The organism is Streptomyces sp. NPDC026394, assembly GCF_055567735.1.
The window spans coordinates 229,813-246,109 of sequence record NZ_JBVHPX010000007.1; the positions used below are offsets into that span (position 1 = coordinate 229,813).

Annotated in this window: 13 protein-coding genes and 1 pseudogene; 9 read left to right on the top strand and 5 right to left on the bottom strand. The window is 70.4% G+C overall.

What is annotated here, in order from left to right; all coding sequences use genetic code 11:
- Positions 1-32 precede the first annotated feature (32 nt).
- Positions 33-1,154 carry a DNA polymerase III subunit beta family protein gene (locus ACZ4QV_RS19160; protein ID WP_361580790.1) on the top strand — a complete coding sequence of 374 codons (1,122 nt, stop codon included), beginning with the start codon at positions 33-35 and terminating at the stop codon, positions 1,152-1,154.
- A gap of 756 nt (positions 1,155-1,910) precedes the next feature.
- Here ACZ4QV_RS19160 and ACZ4QV_RS19165 read toward each other — a convergent pair.
- Complete coding sequence (locus ACZ4QV_RS19165) at positions 1,911-2,342, bottom strand: MerR family transcriptional regulator (protein ID WP_361153041.1); 432 nt, start codon at positions 2,340-2,342, stop codon at positions 1,911-1,913.
- 165 nt (positions 2,343-2,507) lie between these two features.
- Between ACZ4QV_RS19165 and ACZ4QV_RS19170 the strand changes: the two genes are divergently transcribed.
- The 3 genes from ACZ4QV_RS19170 (at position 2,508) to ACZ4QV_RS19180 (ending at position 6,518) form a co-directional block, all read left to right on the top strand.
- Entirely contained in the window at positions 2,508-3,980 is a 1,473-nt protein-coding gene (locus tag ACZ4QV_RS19170; protein ID WP_361580786.1) for a serine hydrolase domain-containing protein, read from the top strand.
- Positions 3,981-4,093: 113 nt separating this feature from the next.
- Positions 4,094-5,248 (top strand): pyridoxal-phosphate-dependent aminotransferase family protein, encoded by a 1,155-nt coding sequence (locus tag ACZ4QV_RS19175; protein ID WP_361580783.1) that lies wholly within the window; start codon positions 4,094-4,096, stop codon positions 5,246-5,248.
- Between the two features lie 505 nt (positions 5,249-5,753).
- Positions 5,754-6,518: a TetR/AcrR family transcriptional regulator gene (locus ACZ4QV_RS19180; protein ID WP_361580780.1), complete on the top strand. Its 765-nt coding sequence runs from the start codon at positions 5,754-5,756 to the stop codon at positions 6,516-6,518.
- Positions 6,519-6,784: 266 nt separating this feature from the next.
- On the opposite strand, the gene ACZ4QV_RS19185 is transcribed toward ACZ4QV_RS19180, so the two are convergent.
- Complete coding sequence (locus ACZ4QV_RS19185; protein ID WP_361153031.1) at positions 6,785-7,237, bottom strand: GNAT family N-acetyltransferase; 453 nt, start codon at positions 7,235-7,237, stop codon at positions 6,785-6,787.
- Between the two features lie 24 nt (positions 7,238-7,261).
- On the bottom strand, positions 7,262-7,741 hold the full coding sequence (locus tag ACZ4QV_RS19190) for a MarR family winged helix-turn-helix transcriptional regulator (protein ID WP_361581282.1): 480 nt from the start codon (positions 7,739-7,741) through the stop codon (positions 7,262-7,264).
- Positions 7,742-8,067: 326 nt separating this feature from the next.
- On the opposite strand from ACZ4QV_RS19190, the gene ACZ4QV_RS19195 reads away from it, so the two are divergent.
- Both ACZ4QV_RS19195 and ACZ4QV_RS19200 read left to right on the top strand, forming a co-directional pair.
- A complete protein-coding gene (locus tag ACZ4QV_RS19195) occupies positions 8,068-9,348 on the top strand; it encodes an MFS transporter (RefSeq protein ID WP_361580776.1) in 1,281 nt (426 codons plus the stop codon).
- 156 nt (positions 9,349-9,504) lie between these two features.
- The gene (locus ACZ4QV_RS19200) at positions 9,505-9,933 is read left to right on the top strand and encodes a GlcG/HbpS family heme-binding protein (RefSeq protein WP_361153025.1); all 429 of its coding nucleotides are present in this window, start codon (positions 9,505-9,507) and stop codon (positions 9,931-9,933) included.
- Here ACZ4QV_RS19200 and ACZ4QV_RS19205 read toward each other — a convergent pair.
- A complete protein-coding gene (locus tag ACZ4QV_RS19205) occupies positions 9,926-10,474 on the bottom strand; it encodes a DUF2269 domain-containing protein (RefSeq protein WP_361153022.1) in 549 nt (182 codons plus the stop codon). The genes ACZ4QV_RS19200 and ACZ4QV_RS19205 overlap by 8 nt on opposite strands.
- 230 nt (positions 10,475-10,704) lie before the next feature.
- Between ACZ4QV_RS19205 and ACZ4QV_RS19210 the strand changes: the two genes are divergently transcribed.
- From ACZ4QV_RS19210 to ACZ4QV_RS19220, 3 genes and pseudogenes are all read left to right on the top strand, one after another.
- A complete protein-coding gene (locus ACZ4QV_RS19210; protein WP_467763144.1) occupies positions 10,705-11,337 on the top strand; it encodes an HAD family hydrolase in 633 nt (210 codons plus the stop codon).
- Between the two features lie 1,301 nt (positions 11,338-12,638).
- A complete protein-coding gene (locus tag ACZ4QV_RS19215) occupies positions 12,639-14,312 on the top strand; it encodes a globin domain-containing protein (protein ID WP_467763145.1) in 1,674 nt (557 codons plus the stop codon).
- Between the two features lie 186 nt (positions 14,313-14,498).
- Positions 14,499-15,078: pseudogene (locus ACZ4QV_RS19220) on the top strand (pyridoxamine 5'-phosphate oxidase family protein); the annotation flags it as partial.
- 694 nt (positions 15,079-15,772) lie between these two features.
- Here ACZ4QV_RS19220 and ACZ4QV_RS19225 read toward each other — a convergent pair.
- Entirely contained in the window at positions 15,773-16,252 is a 480-nt protein-coding gene (locus ACZ4QV_RS19225; protein ID WP_361153014.1) for an NUDIX hydrolase, read from the bottom strand.
- Between the last annotated feature and the right edge of the window lie 45 nt (positions 16,253-16,297).

The window sequence follows — 16,297 nt, forward strand, 5'->3', positions numbered from 1 at the left end:
TTCAGGTTGCTTGAAGTCCCACAATCGCGGTCATGGACGAGAGCGATGAACTGCTGGGCATCGGAGCGTTCGGCCGGCGGGTGGGCCTGGCTCCGAGCGCGTTGCGCTTCTACGACGACTGTGGCGTCCTGCGTCCCCTCAAGGTCGACCCGGCGAGCGGTTACCGGTTCTACGGGGCCGAGCAGGAGGGCCGTGCTGTGCTGCTCCGCAGGTTGCGGGAGGCAGGGCTGCCGCTGCTGGATGCCAGGGCCGTACTGGACGGGGGCGAGGCGGAAGCCCGTACGGCCCTGCACATGCATCTGGAGCGGACGCGACGGACGGCGGATGCCGCGCGGGTGTTGATCGAGGAGATGCTGCGAGGGAGCCCGGCGGAGGCTCCGCAGCCGCCGCGGGGATGGGCCGGTGTCGGTGGTGCGGAGCTGGCCAGCGCGGTACGGCAGGTGGGGCCCGCGGTCGCGGACGCCGATACGCGTGCGAAACACCCGGTGCTCGGCTGTGTGCTTCTCGAACTCGACGACGGCGAGGTACGGGTGGTGGCCACCGACCGGTACCGGTTGGCGGTCCGGACCCTGCGGGCGACGACGGGTGGCGCTCCGTGCCGGCTACTGATCGAGGCCGGGGAATTGGCGGAGACGGCGGCGTGGGCACTGCGACAGCAGCACATCGACATCAAGGTCGACGGTGATGAAGGGCGCCTGATCGGGGAGGGCGGGGTGAGCCGCGCCTTCGTGGGGGATGCGGGGGAGTTTCCCGATTATCGGGTGGTGCTGGACGGAACAGGAGCCGTCCGACATCGGATCATCGCGGACCGGACGGCGCTCCGTGAGGCTTTTGCCGAGCGGGAGAAGGGCGCTGTGATCACCGTCCGGGCGGGAGCTCAGGAGGTGCTTGTCAGCGGGGGCGGGAGTGAGGGCGAGGGAGGAGATGGGGGACGGGCGGCGGTCGAGGTGAGTGCGGCCTGTTCGGGTCCGCCGTTGCGTATCGCCTTCGATCCGGCGGTGCTCGTTCCTGCTCTGGAGTCGGGTGTGGGGCCCGATGTGCTGCTGGAGGTTGCTTCCGAGGGCGAGCCGGTGGTTGTGCGCTCCGCTGACCAAGGCAGTTTCACCACCTTGGTCATGCCGGTGCAGGCGCTTGTTTCACGTGAAACGGACTGAGGGGGAGCCGAACGATGGATGCGGGCAATCACGTGGTGCGGCTGTGCGTGCGAGGCATGGAAGCCGAGGCGCGGGGCGAGGACGGCGCAGCGCGCCGGCTATTCCTGGAGGCGTGGGAGGCCGCGAGTGACGATTACGAAGCATGTATTGCCGCTCATTACGTGGCGCGGCACCAAGAGACGCCGGAGGAAACGCTCCGGTGGAACCAGGAGTGCTTGGACCGGGCGGACCGGGTGAGCGACAAACGCGTCAGCGGGTTCTACGCGTCCCTCTACGCGAACATGGCGCGTGCTCACCGGGAGCTGGGTGAGAACGCTGTGGCGCACGAGTACTTTCAGCGCGCCGCGGAGCGGGTGGGGGATGCGCCGGGTGGGGATTACGGGATGTGGAACCGCCTCGCCATCGCTGAGGGGCTGCGAGGGACGGCTGCCGGGTGGGGGGTGGCTGAAGCGGCGGGAGCCCGGAAGGCTGAGGGGGCTGAGGGGGCTGAGGGTTCTGTGAGTGTTGCGGGCGCTACGGGGGCATCGCTGGCGGGCTTGCCGGCCCGGCTCTGTGAGCAGCAGGACCTCAGGACGCTGGGGATGATTCTGCCCGCGTACCTGAGCGATCTCGGCTCCGAGCAGGATCGTGACCGGCTTCGGTCGGTGCTGCACATGGTCCATGCGGCGCGATGGCTCATGGCGGAGGAACAGCGGGCCCCTCGGGGAGACCATCGCGTTGTTGGGCGAGGAGGCCGACGCATCGGTGGGGGTGGAGTCAGCTGTCGGGGTGGGTGAGCTCGCACAGTGGGGGGTGGGGTCCGCCGGGCTGTGAGGTCGAGCCGGCCAGCTCGACCATGGCCTCCTCGGCACGGACCAGTTGGCCGCCCACCTGCTCACGTACGTCCTGGAGTTGGGCGATGCAGGCATCCAGTTCGGCCAGCTTGCGCCGGTAGACCTGGAGCGAGGCGGGGCAGGCGTCGCCTGCTGGGTGGCCGGCGCGCAGGCATTCCACGAAGGGCCGGGTCTCTTCCAGCTCGAAGCCGAAGCGTTGCAGCATCTGGATCTGTCGCAGCAGCCGTAGATCTGCTTCGTCGTAGGTGCGGTGACCGTTGGCCGTGCGCTCGGCGGGGAGCAGCCCGCGCGCTTCGTAGTACCGCAGGGTGCGTGTGGTGGTGCCGGCTCGCTCGGCCAGTTCTCCGATCCGCATGTCTCCCCCGTCCGGGCCCGGCAGGTGCTGTTCCGGGCGCGTGACGACCGTAGCTGTTGACGTCGGCGTCACGTCCAAGGGCTCGGACGGGTTTGACGGTGCGGGTGATGGGATGGGTGCTCCATCCTTGTCCGGACCGTGGTTGTTGAACTGCCGAGGAGTGCCATGAGCGCGGAACCGTCCGATGTGCGCGAGGAATTGGGTCCGGAGGGGGAGCTGAACGGTACGGGAGAGAGCGAGGCGGGGCAGTTCGGGGCCTTGTTGCCGGAGACGAGGCGGGCGCTGTTGCGGCGGCTGGCGGTCGGCCAGGCCGAAGGACGTGCACCGTCGCTGACGGGTGCCGTGATACGGGACGGGAAGGTGGCATGGACCGCGTCTCGTAGTGGCAATGGCAGTGGCAGTGGCGGCGGCGCAGCCGGTGGTGTGGAGGTGCAGTACCGGATCGGTTCGATCACCAAGACGTTCGTCGCGGTCCTAGTGCTGCGGCTGCGCGACGAAGGGTTGCTCACACTGGACGATCCGCTCGGCAAGCATGTGCCGGGCAGCGCCGCTCCGGAGGTGACGGTCGCCCAGCTCCTCTCGCACAGCTCAGGACTGGCGGCCGAGGCTCGTGGCCCCTGGTGGGAGCGGACGCCCGGCTCCCTGAGGCAGGAGTCCGGAGACCTCTTCGAGGGAGATCCGCGCCGTCTGCCCGCCGGACGGCGGTTCCACTACTCCAACCCGGGATACGCCCTGCTGGGCTCCCTGGTCGAGCACCTGCGCGGTGGGCAGCCCTGGGATGAGGTACTGCGCCGGGAGGTGTTGGAGCCGCTGGGCATGATCCGTACGACGCTCCGGCCGCAGGTTCCGTATGCCGACGGATGGGCGGTGCATCCCTGGGCGGACGTGTTGCTGCCGGAGCCCGCCCAGGACACCGGTCTGATGAGCCCGGCCGGACAGCTCTGGTCCACGGTCGAGGACCTGGGGCGCTGGGCGGCGTTCCTGGTTCGCGGTGACGACCGGGTGCTCAGCGCCGCCACCCTGGCCGAGATGCGGGCTCCGTCCGTACCGCCGGAGGGCACGGCGTGGGACGGCGGCTTCGGGCTCGGTTTCCAGCTCGTGCGGTGGAACGGACGCCTGCTGTTCGGCCACACCGGATCCATGCCCGGCTTTCTGGCGTCCCTGTGGATCGACGTTGCCGAGGACGTTGCCGGTGTCGTGCTGGCGAACTGCACGTCGGGGCCGGCCGTCAGCGCCGTCGCCGCCGACCTGGCCGGGATCGTCGCGGATCGCGAACCGCGTATCCCCGAGCCGTGGAGCCCGTTGGCCGGGCCGTTGGACGAGGAACTGCTGGCCCTCACAGGGCCGTGGTACTGGGGGGCGCACCCGTACGTACTGCGGTTGGGGGCTGCACGGGCGCTGGAGATTTCGCTGTTGTCGGGCCCTGGAGGCCGTGCTTCGCGGTTCCGTGCGGAGGCGGACGGTACCTGGACCGGGCTGGACGGTTACTTCGCCGGTGAGAGGCTGCGCGTCGTCCGTAGCGAGGACGGCTCGGTCAGCCACCTGGACGTGGGCACCTTCGTCTTCACCCGGGGCCCGTACGAGCCCGCGGGGCCGGTGCCGGGTGGAGTCGACGCGAAGGGCTGGCGCGGCCGCTGACGGTGGCGGGGCGGGACGCGAGCCCGTACGGCAGGGGTGAACGCGCCGGACGTACAGTCGAGCCACATATCAGGAGCCGCCGCACCGCGGCCCGCTACCGATGGAAGGCCACCGTGACTGACGCGACCGCCGTGAACACGACCTCCGACGCCCCGGATCTGCTCGATCTGCCGCCGCTCACCGCCGGACACTTCGCGCGGATCGAGGACAAGGTCGCGGCGCTGATGCGTACCCGGGCCGACGTCGTGGCCATGCAGGGCGAGGCGCTGCTGCCGCTGGAGGCGTGCATCCTTTCCGCCGTGGGCCCCGGCGACATGGCTCTCAACATCGTGACCGGGCCGTACGGTGAGACCTTCGGCGGCTGGCTGCGGTCCTGTGGCGCCGAGGTCGTCACGATCAGCGCCCCGTTCACGGGAGCCGTGCGCCCGGAGCAGGTGGCGGAGGCGCTGCGTGAGCACCCCGCCATCGACTTCGTGAGCCTGGTGCACGCCGAGGCGGCGACCGGTAACACCAACCCGGTCGCCGAGATCGGTGCCGTCGTGCGGGAGCACGGCGCGCTGTTCATGCTCGACGCCGTGGCCTCGGTGGGAGCCGAACCGCTGCGCACCGACGAGTGGGGTGTCGACCTGTGCGTGATCGGCGGGCAGAAGGCACTGGGAGGGCCGGCCGGCGTTTCGGCTGTGTCGGTGAGCCCGCGGGCCTGGGAGCGCATCGCAGCCAACGAACAGGCTCCCCGCCGCTCCTACCTCTCGCTGCTGGACTGGAAGGAGCGGTGGATCGACGGCGGACGTGCCGCGCTGCCGCACGCTCCGGCACAGTTGGAGATGCTCGCTCTGGAGCAGGCCGTGAACCGGGTCGACGCGGAGGGCCTGGACGCTGTCATCACCCGGCACCGGGCGGCTGCGGCGGCGGTACGGGCGGGCGTGCGTGCACTCGGTGCCCTGACCTCGTACGTGCTGCGGGACGAGGACGCGGCCCCGGCGGCCACGACTCTGCGCGTCCCCGCGGACATGGACGCCCGCGACATCGTCTCCGCCGCGTTGGACGCCGCCGACGGCACGGTCGTGGTGCCCGTCCAGGCTGCGGCAGGGGCGCTGGCCAAGGAGATGATCCGGGTGAACCACTACGGGCAGGCGGCAGAGCGGGGCGTGGTGCTGGCGTCCCTTGCGGCGTTGGCGGCGGGCCTGCGGGGACTCGGCGTCACGGTGGACGGTGACGGGGCGGCCGCTGCGGCGGGTGCGGCATGGGATGAGGTCATCGCGGGCTGAGGCTCCGAGTGCTCACCGCGCAGCGCCTTTGACGCGCGGTACCTGGGGTGTCGTTTCACGTGAAACGACACCCCATTTTTTTGTCGGGCGGTAGCTGTTTCACGTGAAACGGGAGCGCTGGGCGAGAGCGATCCTCTCCTCTCCAACAGCCGCCCAGACGCGTTGAGTTGGGTGCCGTCGAGTGGCCGTGTGTCGGCTGCGTATGGCGTATCCGTGACGGTCGGTGCGGCCGTGGTGAGCCAGTTCCATTTGGCCGTACTCCAGTGGCGGGGTGATGGAGCCGCAATAAGGCTGGATGTTGAAGCCCCGTGCGCTCCCGCTCCCTCGACGGCGGCACGTCACAGGGCCGGGGCCGCCGCGTCGCCCTGCGCGCTCATCGCTCCGTCCGCCGTGACGGCGCGGCTGTTGGTGATCTTGATTTCGGGCCCCTTTAGAATCGGAACGAAAGACCCGGTTGAGTGTGAAGAACACTCGGCCTGGCTGTCGACGGTTCTGAGGAGGGTGGATGGCGACGAGTGGGACGTCCGCACCTGCGCGGGCGGACGCGCGTCGCAACAGGGCGCTGGTGTTGCAGGCGGCCCGAACTGCTTTCGAAGAACAGGGGTTGGGCGTACCGCTGGGTGAGATCGCGCGGCGCGCCGGTGTCGGTGCCGGTACCGTCTACCGGCATTTCCCGTCCAAGGACGCCCTGTTCAGGGCCGCAGTCGCCGACCGGGTGCAGCTCTTCACCGACACCGCACGGGACTTGGCGGATGCTGCGGACCCCGTTGCTGTCTTTTTTCGGTTCCTCGCGTCTGTGGTTCGGCTGGCGTCCCGCAACAAAGCGCTGTGCGACGCGCTGGAAGCGGCCGGCGAGGGTGGTTACCAGCCCTCCCCGCAGGTCGAGCGGGACTTCGCCGGGGCTCTGGGTGTCTTGCTCGCACGGGCCCAAGAGGCGGGCGGTGTAAGGAAGGACATCGGCCTCGACGATGTCCTGGCGCTGCTGGTCGGGTGTCTCTCGATGGAGCGGCGACGGGTCTCGTCGGGGGCGCCGCAGGGGCGGATGACGACGTTGATGTGCGACGGGCTGCGGGTCGGTGGAGGCGTGACGAAACTCCCTCGCCAACTGCGGGACCGTAACGAAACTCGGTGCGAGGTGTGTGCAGCCCCTGTTTCGCCCGCGCGTACGGGGCGGCCGGCACGGTTCTGTGGTGGAGCCTGTCGGCAGAAGGCGCATCGGGCCAGGTCGCGGACGGCTCGTACCCGTGACGAGGGTGGGAGCGGCGGCTAAGGAGACGCGGGGAGAAGAGGCATGTGGGGTGAAGGGGGTGCGGGACCGGCGCGGGGGCGCTGCGCGGAATGTGTTACGGCTGAAGGCCGGGTGGCCAAGGTGCCCCGGGCGACCCGGCTGGTCCGGGCGCCCCAGGGCATCCCGGCGTACCGGACGCCCCGAGGCGCCCGGGACGGCGGTAACGCGGGCACCCCGAGGCGGGCCGAGCCGGCGGGAACGCGAGGCGGCGGTCGGGGGAGAACGCGTCGACGCAGGCTGGCGCGAGATCAGAGGTGGAGCTTGAAGCCCAGGTGGGACGCCTCGAAGCCGAGGTGTTCGTAGAAGCGGTGGGCGTCGACGCGTGTCGCGTCGGAGGTGAGCTGGACCAGCCGGCAGCCGAGGGCGCGGGACTCGGAGACCGCCCACTCGATCAGCCGGGTGCCCAGTCCGCTGCCCCGCTCGTCCGCGTGGACGCGTACCGCCTCGATGGTCGAACGGCTGCTGCCGCGTCGTGAAAGCCCGGGTATCACCGTGAGTTGGAGTGTCCCCACCGGGCGGTCGCCGCGTACGGCGACGACCAGGTGCTGGTGGGGATCGGCGGCCAACAGCTTGTACGCCGCGCGGTACGGGGCCAAGTCGTCCGGGCTTTCGCGGGTGGCGCCCAGTGCGTCGTCGGCCAGCATGGCGACGATGGCCGGAATGTCGTCCTCGGTCGCTGGGCGGATCTCGATGTCGCTCATGAGCGGGACCCTACGCACCCCTGCTCAGGCAGGAGTTGCGAGGGTTTCGACCGCGGTCACCAGAGGGGCCAGTTCGGGGCGTTTTGCGGCGTCCTGGAGTGCTTCGAGCAGCGCCGCGTCGTGCGTCGGACGGGCCTCTTCGAGCAGTTGACGCCCTTCGTCGGTGACGTTGGTGTAGATGCCGCGCCGGTCGTCGGGGCACAGGTACCGGGAGAGCAGGTGGCGCTCTTCGAGGCGGGTGACCAGGCGAGTGGTGGCGCTCTGGCTGAGTACGACCGAGTCCGCGACCTGGTGCATCCGCAGGTGGCCGCCCGGGCCGTCGTGCTGCTCGCTGAGCACGTTCAGTACGGAGAACTCCCGGACGCTCAGGTCGTGCCGAGCCTGCAACGCGCGCTCGATGTGCGACTCGATACGGCCGTGCAGGGCGGAGAGGGCGCACCAGCCCTGGGCGAGGGCGGGGGCGGAGCCGGAACCGGCCGGGCAGCCCCGACCGGACGCGGCCACGCCTGCGGCTGCGTCCGCGGCCGGTGGCGCGGACGCGGTCGAGGGGGTGTTCGTGATCGCGGCCGGGTCGGTGGGCGTTTTCGGTGACGCGCCCGTGCGCTCGTCCACCCCAGGTTCCTGGCGGCCGTGCTGCTCGTCCTGTCCCGTCCGCCGCGGGTCCTGCCGCGGCGCCCGCCGGGTCTGCTGCGTCATCGAGGGACCTCCTTACAGGTCGTACGACCCAGGATAGGACACCGGCGAAATATCCCGCGCTTGCAAGTAGTCAGCGTATGCAATTATTGTCGACGCTTGTTAAAGCTGCATGCAATCGTTCGAAGGGATCCGTCATGCCGCTCGCTCTCCTGGCGCTGACCATCGGCGCCTTCGGGATCGGGATGACCGAGTTCGCGGTGATGGGGCTGCTGCCCGACGTGGCCGCGGGCTTCGGTGTCTCCATCCCCATGGCCGGATACGCGACCACCCTCTACGCGCTCGGCGTCGTCGTCGGCGCCCCGCTGACGACCGTTCTCGGCACCCGCATCACCCGTAAGCAGATGCTGATGCTGCTGATGGGCCTGTTCGTGGTGGGCAACCTGCTCACTGCCGTGGCGCCGGTGTTCGCGGTCATGCTGGCCGGGCGGATCGTTTCGTCCTTTGCGCACGGCGCGTTCTTCGGCATCGGCTCCCTGGTGGCCGCCGATCTTGTGGCGCCGCACAAGCGGGCCGGCGCCATCTCGATGATGTTCGCCGGACTGACCGTCGCCAACGTCGTGGGCGTACCGTTCGGAACCCTGCTCGCCCAGCAGATCAACTGGCGCGCCACCTTCGTCGCCATCGCTGTCCTGGGCGTGCTCGGCTTCCTCGGTGTCGCCAGGCTGGTACCGGCCCAGCCCGTGAAGGCAGCCGCCCCGATGGGCCAGGAGATCGCCGTCTTCCGCAACCCGCAGGTCGGGCTGGCGATGCTGATGACGGTCCTCGGCTTCGGCGGCGTCTTCGCGGCCGTCACCTACCTCGCCTCGATGATGACCGAGGTCGCCGGCTTCGCACCGTCGTCCGTCGTCTGGCTCACCGCCGTCTTCGGCCTGGGAATGGTCGGCGGCAACCTCGTCTCGGGACGGTTCACCGACCGCCACATGATGCCGATGCTGTACGTGTCGCTGGTCGGGCTCGCGCTCTCACTGGCCGCGTTCAGCTTCGCTGCCCACGACAAGGCCGCCGCGACCGTCACCGTCGCCCTCATCGGTGCCTTCGGATTCGCCACCGTGCCACCGCTGCAGAAGCGGATCATGGATCAGGCGGCCGCCGCCCCCACCCTCGCCTCGGTCGGCAACATCGCGGCCTTCAACTTCGGCAACGCGCTCGCCTCCTGGCTCGGCGGGATCGTCATCGCGGCGGGGCTCGGACTGACCGCGCCGAACTGGGTCGGCGTGGGGATGACCGTCCTGGCGCTGGGCGTCGCGGTCCTCGCGGGAGCGCTGGAGCGCCGGGGCGGCCGCGGTGACCGGAGCGGCGCGGACGAGCGCAGCGACCGAGTCGTCGCTTCGGGGGCCGGTGCCGCGGCCGGAGCCGGGAGCGGGGCGGCGGTCGGCAGTACTGAGGAGGAGGCCGCGGCAGCCGTACGCGGGTAGGGGCCGAGTCCCTCTGACTGGGTCCGAGGCCCCGTACACAGGTGATCGCGCCCGCCCATCCGTGCAGGACCTCAGCGTTACCCGCACACCTACCCCCATTAGCGCCCATAGCGATATGTACCCGTATATACCCGTACACACACAGGAGCACCCCTCATGAGCACCACCCCCTCCGTCCGCCCGCTCACCACCCACGACGCCGACGCCCTGATGGAGGCAGCTCGCGCTGCCGCCGCTGACCTCGGTGTCCAGGGCAGTGTCAGCGTCCTGGACGCGGGCGGCCACCTGCTCGGCTTCCGGCGCGACGACACCGCCGTGCTGATCTCGGGCGAGACCAGCACACGCAAGGCGTACACCGCGCTGCAGCTGGACGCGCCGACCGCCGATCTCGTCGACGCCGTACGGCCCGACGGGCTCTTCCACACCCTGCCCACCGCGCTCGATCGCCCGCTGCTGTTCATCGCCGGTGGCGTGCCGGTCCACCGGGACGGCCGGCTGATCGGCGCGATCGGCGTCGGCGGTGGTGCACCGGAGCAGGACGACCGCATCGCCCGTACCGCCATCGAGGCGGCGGGCCTCAACTGACAACATCACTCGGGTGCTTGCGTGCCCGTTCGCGGACCTCGGCCGACTGTGCAGCGCGCAGTCGGCCGCCGCGTCGGGTGAGGCCCCAGGGCTTGAGTACGGAGACGGCGGTGACGAAGAGGTACGTGGCCGTCGCCACGGAGGGCGCGGACACCATGCTCAGCCCGGTGTCCGGGGTGCCGGCCACGGCATCGGCCGCGAGCCGGTCGATACCCGGGCGCAAGGAGAAGGCCGTCAGCAGTACGGTCGCCGACGTCAACCAGAATTTGACGACGATCCAGCGGTGGCGGGCCAGCCCCCAGGGCGTACCGAAGGACAGCGCCAACCCGCTGGCCAGTGCCGTCAGCGCCACGGGGAGGATCAGCCAGTCGCTGAAGATCTTCATGGCGCGGTAGGCGGCCACGGTGGCCTCCAGCGACCCGGAGGTGTACCCGGTGATGCTGAGCGTGAGCAGGCCGAGCGTGAGCCCGAGCCAGCCGACGGAGACCGCGACATGGACGACGAGGACGGCGCGGCGCACGGGCCGGCTGAGCTGTTTCATGAGATCCACGGTCGCGCCCGGCGGGCAGCGCGGCATCTGACGGCGGGAGTATCCGGCCGTACGCGCGGTTGAGTAGCGGGGTGTTACGGGAGGGGACGTGAGCGTCCGCGTTCGCTTCTGCGTCCAGAGCATCGCAGGAGGCCAGTTACTAGCCCAGTGACCGGTGTGACGCACGGGGCGGCGCTCCCCGTGCGCGGCCTCCGTCCGCGCTCCCGTCTACGCTCCCAGGTATGGGGAGACTGCATCTGTTCGACATGGACGGCACGCTGCTCTACGGCTCGGCGGCCTCCGTCGAGATATCCCGGCAACTCGGACTGGACCGGGAGATCGCCGAGCTGGAGCGGGCCTTCATCGCCGGCGAGGTGACGCCGGTGCGCTTCGCGGAACTGGCGTGCGAGCTGTGGGCCGAGTTGACCGAGGAACTGGTGACCACGGCCTTCGAGGGCGCTCCGTGGCTGGCCGGCATCCGAGAGGTGTGGGCCGACATCCGGGCGCGGGGGGACCGGTGTGCGGTGATCTCCCTGTCACCGACGTTCTTCGTCGAGCGGCTGACGGCCTGGGGAGCGGATGCCGCGCACGGCTCTCGCTGGCCCGCACTGCCTTTTCGCGAACCGGTGGAACCGGACGGGATACTTTCCGCGTCTGCAAAGGTGAGGATTATGGATGAACTGTGCGCCGAGTTCGGACTGAGCCGGTCCGACTGCGTGGCGTACGGTGATTCCATGTCCGACACCGCCCTGTTCGCGGCCGTTCCCGCTTCCGTGGCGGTGAATGCGGACCACCATGTCAGCGGTCTGGCCTCATACGCATACGACGGCCGTGACCTGCGTGGGGCGTACGAACTCGTCCGGGCCGACGGGTAATTACCGGCTGCCCACGCGGCCGTTCGGTACTTCTTGCTCGGCCGGTAAATCGTGTTCTATGGGGCGGATCACGGAAATCGGTGAGCCCGGAGTAAGTGTTCCCAGTACAGGGGTTGTGGATTCAAGTACTGCGGGTATGGTCTAGTCCGGTTGAGCGGTACGGCCGCTTCCGGCGGCGGGCGATCGTGCGGCGGCACGGTACATGAAGCCCGCCAGCTTAGTGGCAGAGCGGTCCGCCGCGCCCGGACTTCCAGGTGTTTGTCCGGTGCGCCGGGCCCGGGTGGCACGCTGCGGAGAAGGAGTCCGTGCGCGGTGCCGGACGAACGCGAAGTGTGTCCGCTATGGAGGGTGTTGCCGGGACAGCTCTGATCGATTGGGTATTCCGAAGCGGTGCGGGGGAATTGCGGGCACATTCCGAACTGCGGAAGTGCGAAGACGATCGAAAGACGTTCGAGGCGAGGCAGACCATGGACGCTCCGACCACCACGACAGCCGATAACGGCTCTTCTGGCGGCAGCAGTGGCGATTGGGGATGGTTCACTCCGTCGAAGAAGTCCTCCGAAGACCGCCCTGGAGATCACCAGGGGACGACCGACGGTCGGCGCGAGCGCGACGGCGAGAACGCCGCAGAGAACGCCCCGGTGAGCGCCGCGGGCAGCTCCGCGGAGAACGGTTACAGCGGTCACGGCGAAGGCCGGGCTCGTGAGCGGGGCCTCCAGGATGATTACGGGCAGCGGAACGGCGGCGGCGCACGGGAAGGTCTGGCGCCGGAAGGCTGGGCGCCGGAAGATCGCGGGCAGGAAGGCCGCGCGCAGGCAGGAGGAACGGCGGAAGGCCGGGTGCAGGAAGGCCGCGCATCGGGTCGGCACGCTCAGGTCGGTCATGTGCAGGTCAGTCTTGCGCAAGGCGGTGACGTCCGAGGCAAACACGTCCTAGGCGGGCACGCGCAAGGCGGGCACGCGCAAGGCGGGCACGTGCAGGGCGGTCCCGTACGCGACAGTCGTGCCCAAGGCAGGCATGGCGTACCGGATGACAGAGACGACCAGGGGCGGATACCCAGTCGGCCGGTCAGCTCGATAAGGCCGGTGGGTACGGCGGCGGAGCGCGAGCGGACGCCCGAAGAGCAGGGCGCCGGGGGGAGGGCGCACGAGGGCGTACGGGGCGGGGCTTCGGCCGGGTATGGGGCACCGATTGAGGCTGTAGCCGGTTCTCCGTCCCCCTCCCCCTCCCCTTCCCCTTCCCCCCTTCCCCCCGCCCACCCACCCGCCTCCACCACCGACTTCGCTCACACGCCGGCCTCCATGCCCAGGCCCAGCTCCATACCTGGGCCCGACGTCAAGTCCGGGCTCAGCACAGCAGCCGTGCCCAACACCACGCCCGGACCCAACTCCAGGCCTGGGCCCGACGCCGTACCCGTGCCCAACTCCACGCCTGGGCCCAGCTCCTCGCCCGGCCCCGACGCCGCTCCCAGGCCCAGCTGGGCATCCGAGCCCAGCTCGGCGCCCAGGTCCGACTCCGCCCACGCCCCTGCCGCCACCCTCGGGGCCGGCGCCACCCTCGGGGCCGGCGCCACCCCTGAGACAGGTCCCGACCCTGGGCCCAGCTCCCCGCACAGGGCTGGCTTCGCCCCCGCCCCCGGAGCTGCATCCACCCACGCCCCGGGCGCCGGTATGGCTGCGTCGGCGACTGGCGCGTACGCCACCTCCCATGAGGCCGCCGCGTCGGTAGGCGGGACCGGCGGGCGTGCAGGTGAGGCGTTCGGCTCCGTGCCCGGGACTGGCTCGACGCCAGGCTCGGCCAGTGCCGCGTCCACCGGTGCGCGTCCGTCCGCTGCCGTCTCCCCCGACGCGATGCTCATCCGGCGGACCCTGGACGAGATCGGACCTGTGGCGGACAAGGTCACCTCGTACTTCTACGCGTTGCTCTTCGTGCACCACCCCGACCTGCGCGCGCTCTTTCCGGCCGCGATGGACGCCCAACGTGACCGGCTGTTCAAGGCGTTGCTCACCTCCGTCAAGAACGTCGACGACACGGACTACCTCACCGAGTACCTCTCACACCTCGGACGCGGGCACCGTAAGTACGGCACGCTGCCCGAGCACTACCCGGCCGTCGGCGAATGTCTGCTCAGCGCGCTCGCCCGGCACGCCCCCGGCACCTGGAACCCGGAGGCCGAAGCCGCGTGGGTACGGGCTTACACCACGATTTCGCAGGTCATGATCGACGCTGCCGCCGAGGACGAGGCGGTGGCCCCTGCCTGGTGGCAGGCCGAGGTCGTCTCGCACGAGCTGCGTACGCCCGACATCGCTGTCGTCACCGTCCGGCCCGACCAGCCCTACCCCTTTCTGGCCGGTCAGTACGCCAGTGTGGAAACCCCCTGGTGGCCGCGCGTTTGGCGGCACTACTCCTTCGCCGCGGCGCCCCGCTCCGACGGCCTGCTCTCCTTCCATGTGAAAGCCGTACCGGCCGGCTGGGTGTCCAACGCCATGGTCCATCGCGCCCGCCCCGGCGATGTCATCCGGCTCGGTTCCCCATCCGGTTCCATGACCGTAGACCACACCACTGACAACGGGCTGTTGTGTCTGGGCGGCGGCACGGGCATCGCACCGATCAAGGCCCTGGTCGAGGATGTGGCCGAACGTGGCCACCGGCGTCCGATGGAGGTCTTCTACGGCGCTCGCAGCGGCCACGACCTGTACGACCTCGACACCATGCTGCGGCTGGAACAGCGCCACCCCTGGCTGTCCGTACGCCCGGTCGTCGCCACCGGACGCCCCGACGGCCCGGCCAACAGTCTCAGCGGCCAACTCCCCGACGCTGTGCGTCAGTACGGGCCGTGGAGGGAATATGACGCCTACTTGTCCGGGCCGCCCGGAATGATACGCAACGGCGTGGACGCATTGGTGGGGGTCGGCATTCCCTCCGACCGCATACGGCACGACTCCGTGGACGAGCTGGTCGCGGCGGGAGATTGAGCATTGACGACACATGGTGATCACGGCTTGGCAGTACAGGGTGGGAACGGTTTGACGGCTTACGGCGACCTCGGCGCGACCGGGGGCCCTGGCGCGTACGGACTGGTGGGGCCGGGTGGGAGCCCTGGCGGCCGGCCCGGGACGGACGCGCGGGAGGCGCGTCCGGGCAGCGACGGTGAGCATCTGGTGCAGCAGCGACTGGGGACGACCGAACGCGCCGACCGGTTCTACGACGACCAGGTGCTCGACCATCTGAACGAGCGGATGCGGGAGTTCGTGGGCCGTCAGGAGATGTTCTTCCTGGCGACAGCCGATCGGCACGGGGAGTGCGATTCCACGTTCCGGGCCGGGCCGCCCGGGTTCCTCCAGGTCCTGGACGAGCGGACGCTCGCGTACCCGGAATACCGCGGGAACGGTGTCATGGCCTCCGTCGGGAACCTGTCCGAGAACCCGCATCTCGGCATCCTGATGATCGACTTCACGCGCGACCGCATCGGGCTGCACGTCAACGGGCGGGCCCGGGTGGTCATGGACGACGAGATGCGGGCGCGGCACCCCTACCTGCCCACCGACCCGGTGCCCGGCCGACGGGCCCAGTTGTGGGTGGAGGTCGCGGTTGAGGAAACGTATATCCACTGCGCCAAGCACATCCCGCACCTGCAGAAGGTGCCCCGGCAGGCCGGTGGCTCGCGCGCCTGGGGCACGGATGACGCCAAGCGCAAGGGCGGCGACTACTTCGGAGCGGCGGCGGAGGCGGCTGCCCGCCGGGAGGAGGAGGCGTGTCGGGAGGAAGGGACAGGGCGGCAGGAGGGGCCGTGCCGGGAGGAAGGGACGCGTCGGGAGGACGGGGCGTCTCGCGGGGGTGGGGCGGTTCGCCCATCGGTGGCTGACCCGCGATCGGCAGCGGGCTCCTCAGCGGGCGCCGTCGTACGACCGGACGTCGTCTCTCGCCCGGACGTCGATGCCCGCCGAGAACTGGAGGCGGCGGCCCGACAACCGGTCTCGCAGCCGCAGCCAGGTCCGAAGCCTGCCCCCGGCCCGGAGCCTGTCCCCGGCCCAGGTACTGCCCCTGGGTCGCGGTCTTCCCCCGGCGCGGAACCAGTCTCCGGCGGGGAACCAGCCCCGAGCGCGGAACCAGCCCCCCGCGCGGAACCCACCCCCAGCGCGGAACCCCTTCTCGGCGCGGAACCCGCCCTCAGCCTGGAGCCGGCCCGAGAGGCACGGGGAGTTCGGAGAGCCCAGGGCATTCAGGAAGCGCAGGGAGTTCAGCAGGTCCGGGAACAAGTGGAGCGCGAGGTCGAGCAGGTGCTCGCCCGTGCCCGGCTGCGGTCGCCTGTGGTTGCCGAAGGGGAGGGTTTCCGGGGCTGGTTCGGGTAGGGCGCGGGCGAAGGGTGAAAGGCCGGTGGAGGGCTCGCGGGAGCGGCCGGGCTGCGCCGTCCGCAGGCGCGGGCTGCCTCACGTCACCCGAGGTCCGGCGCGTGCATCGCCCGTACGCCCTCGATGTTGCCGTCGAGGTAGTGGCGCAGGGACAGCGGCACGACCTCGGCCGAGGCGATGCCCACCCGGGTGAACGGCACCCGCACGACCTCGTACTGGCCGCAGGGTTCCTCCACCTCCGGCCCGTGCCGCAGCGAGAGGTCCATCGACTCCAGGCGGCAGACGAAGAAGTGCTGCACCTTCACCCCGTCCACCCCGCCGTCGCTGATGTGCTCGACGGTGTCGACGAAGACCGGGACGACGTCGGTGATCTTGGCGCCCAGCTCCTCGTGGAGTTCGCGGTGCAGGGCGTCCACGACCGTGGCGTCCTCCGGCTCGACCCCGCCGCCGGGAGTGATCCAGTACGGGGCCCGGCCGGGCTTGGTGCGCTTGATCAGAACGATGTCGGCACCGTCGAGCAGGATCGCGCGGGCGGTGCGTTTGACGACTGGCCGTACGGTCATACGGGACAGATGCCGCAGCCGGGGCTCCGTGAAACCACCGTCCCA

What these genes read in the sequence shown, in the direction of transcription:
- ACZ4QV_RS19160 (WP_361580790.1), top strand. Translation starts at nt 33, where the DNA reads ATGGACGAGAGCGATGAACTGCTGGGCATCGGAGCGTTCGGCCGGCGG.
- ACZ4QV_RS19165 (WP_361153041.1), bottom strand. Translation starts at nt 2,342, where the DNA reads ATGCGGATCGGAGAACTGGCCGAGCGAGCCGGCACCACCACACGCACC.
- ACZ4QV_RS19170 (WP_361580786.1), top strand. Translation starts at nt 2,508, where the DNA reads ATGAGCGCGGAACCGTCCGATGTGCGCGAGGAATTGGGTCCGGAGGGG.
- ACZ4QV_RS19180 (WP_361580780.1), top strand. Translation starts at nt 5,754, where the DNA reads ATGGCGACGAGTGGGACGTCCGCACCTGCGCGGGCGGACGCGCGTCGC.
- ACZ4QV_RS19185 (WP_361153031.1), bottom strand. Translation starts at nt 7,237, where the DNA reads ATGAGCGACATCGAGATCCGCCCAGCGACCGAGGACGACATTCCGGCC.
- ACZ4QV_RS19195 (WP_361580776.1), top strand. Translation starts at nt 8,068, where the DNA reads ATGCCGCTCGCTCTCCTGGCGCTGACCATCGGCGCCTTCGGGATCGGG.
- ACZ4QV_RS19200 (WP_361153025.1), top strand. Translation starts at nt 9,505, where the DNA reads ATGAGCACCACCCCCTCCGTCCGCCCGCTCACCACCCACGACGCCGAC.
- ACZ4QV_RS19205 (WP_361153022.1), bottom strand. Translation starts at nt 10,474, where the DNA reads ATGAAACAGCTCAGCCGGCCCGTGCGCCGCGCCGTCCTCGTCGTCCAT.
- ACZ4QV_RS19210 (WP_467763144.1), top strand. Translation starts at nt 10,705, where the DNA reads ATGGGGAGACTGCATCTGTTCGACATGGACGGCACGCTGCTCTACGGC.
- ACZ4QV_RS19215 (WP_467763145.1), top strand. Translation starts at nt 12,639, where the DNA reads ATGCCCAGGCCCAGCTCCATACCTGGGCCCGACGTCAAGTCCGGGCTC.
- ACZ4QV_RS19225 (WP_361153014.1), bottom strand. Translation starts at nt 16,252, where the DNA reads ATGACCGTACGGCCAGTCGTCAAACGCACCGCCCGCGCGATCCTGCTC.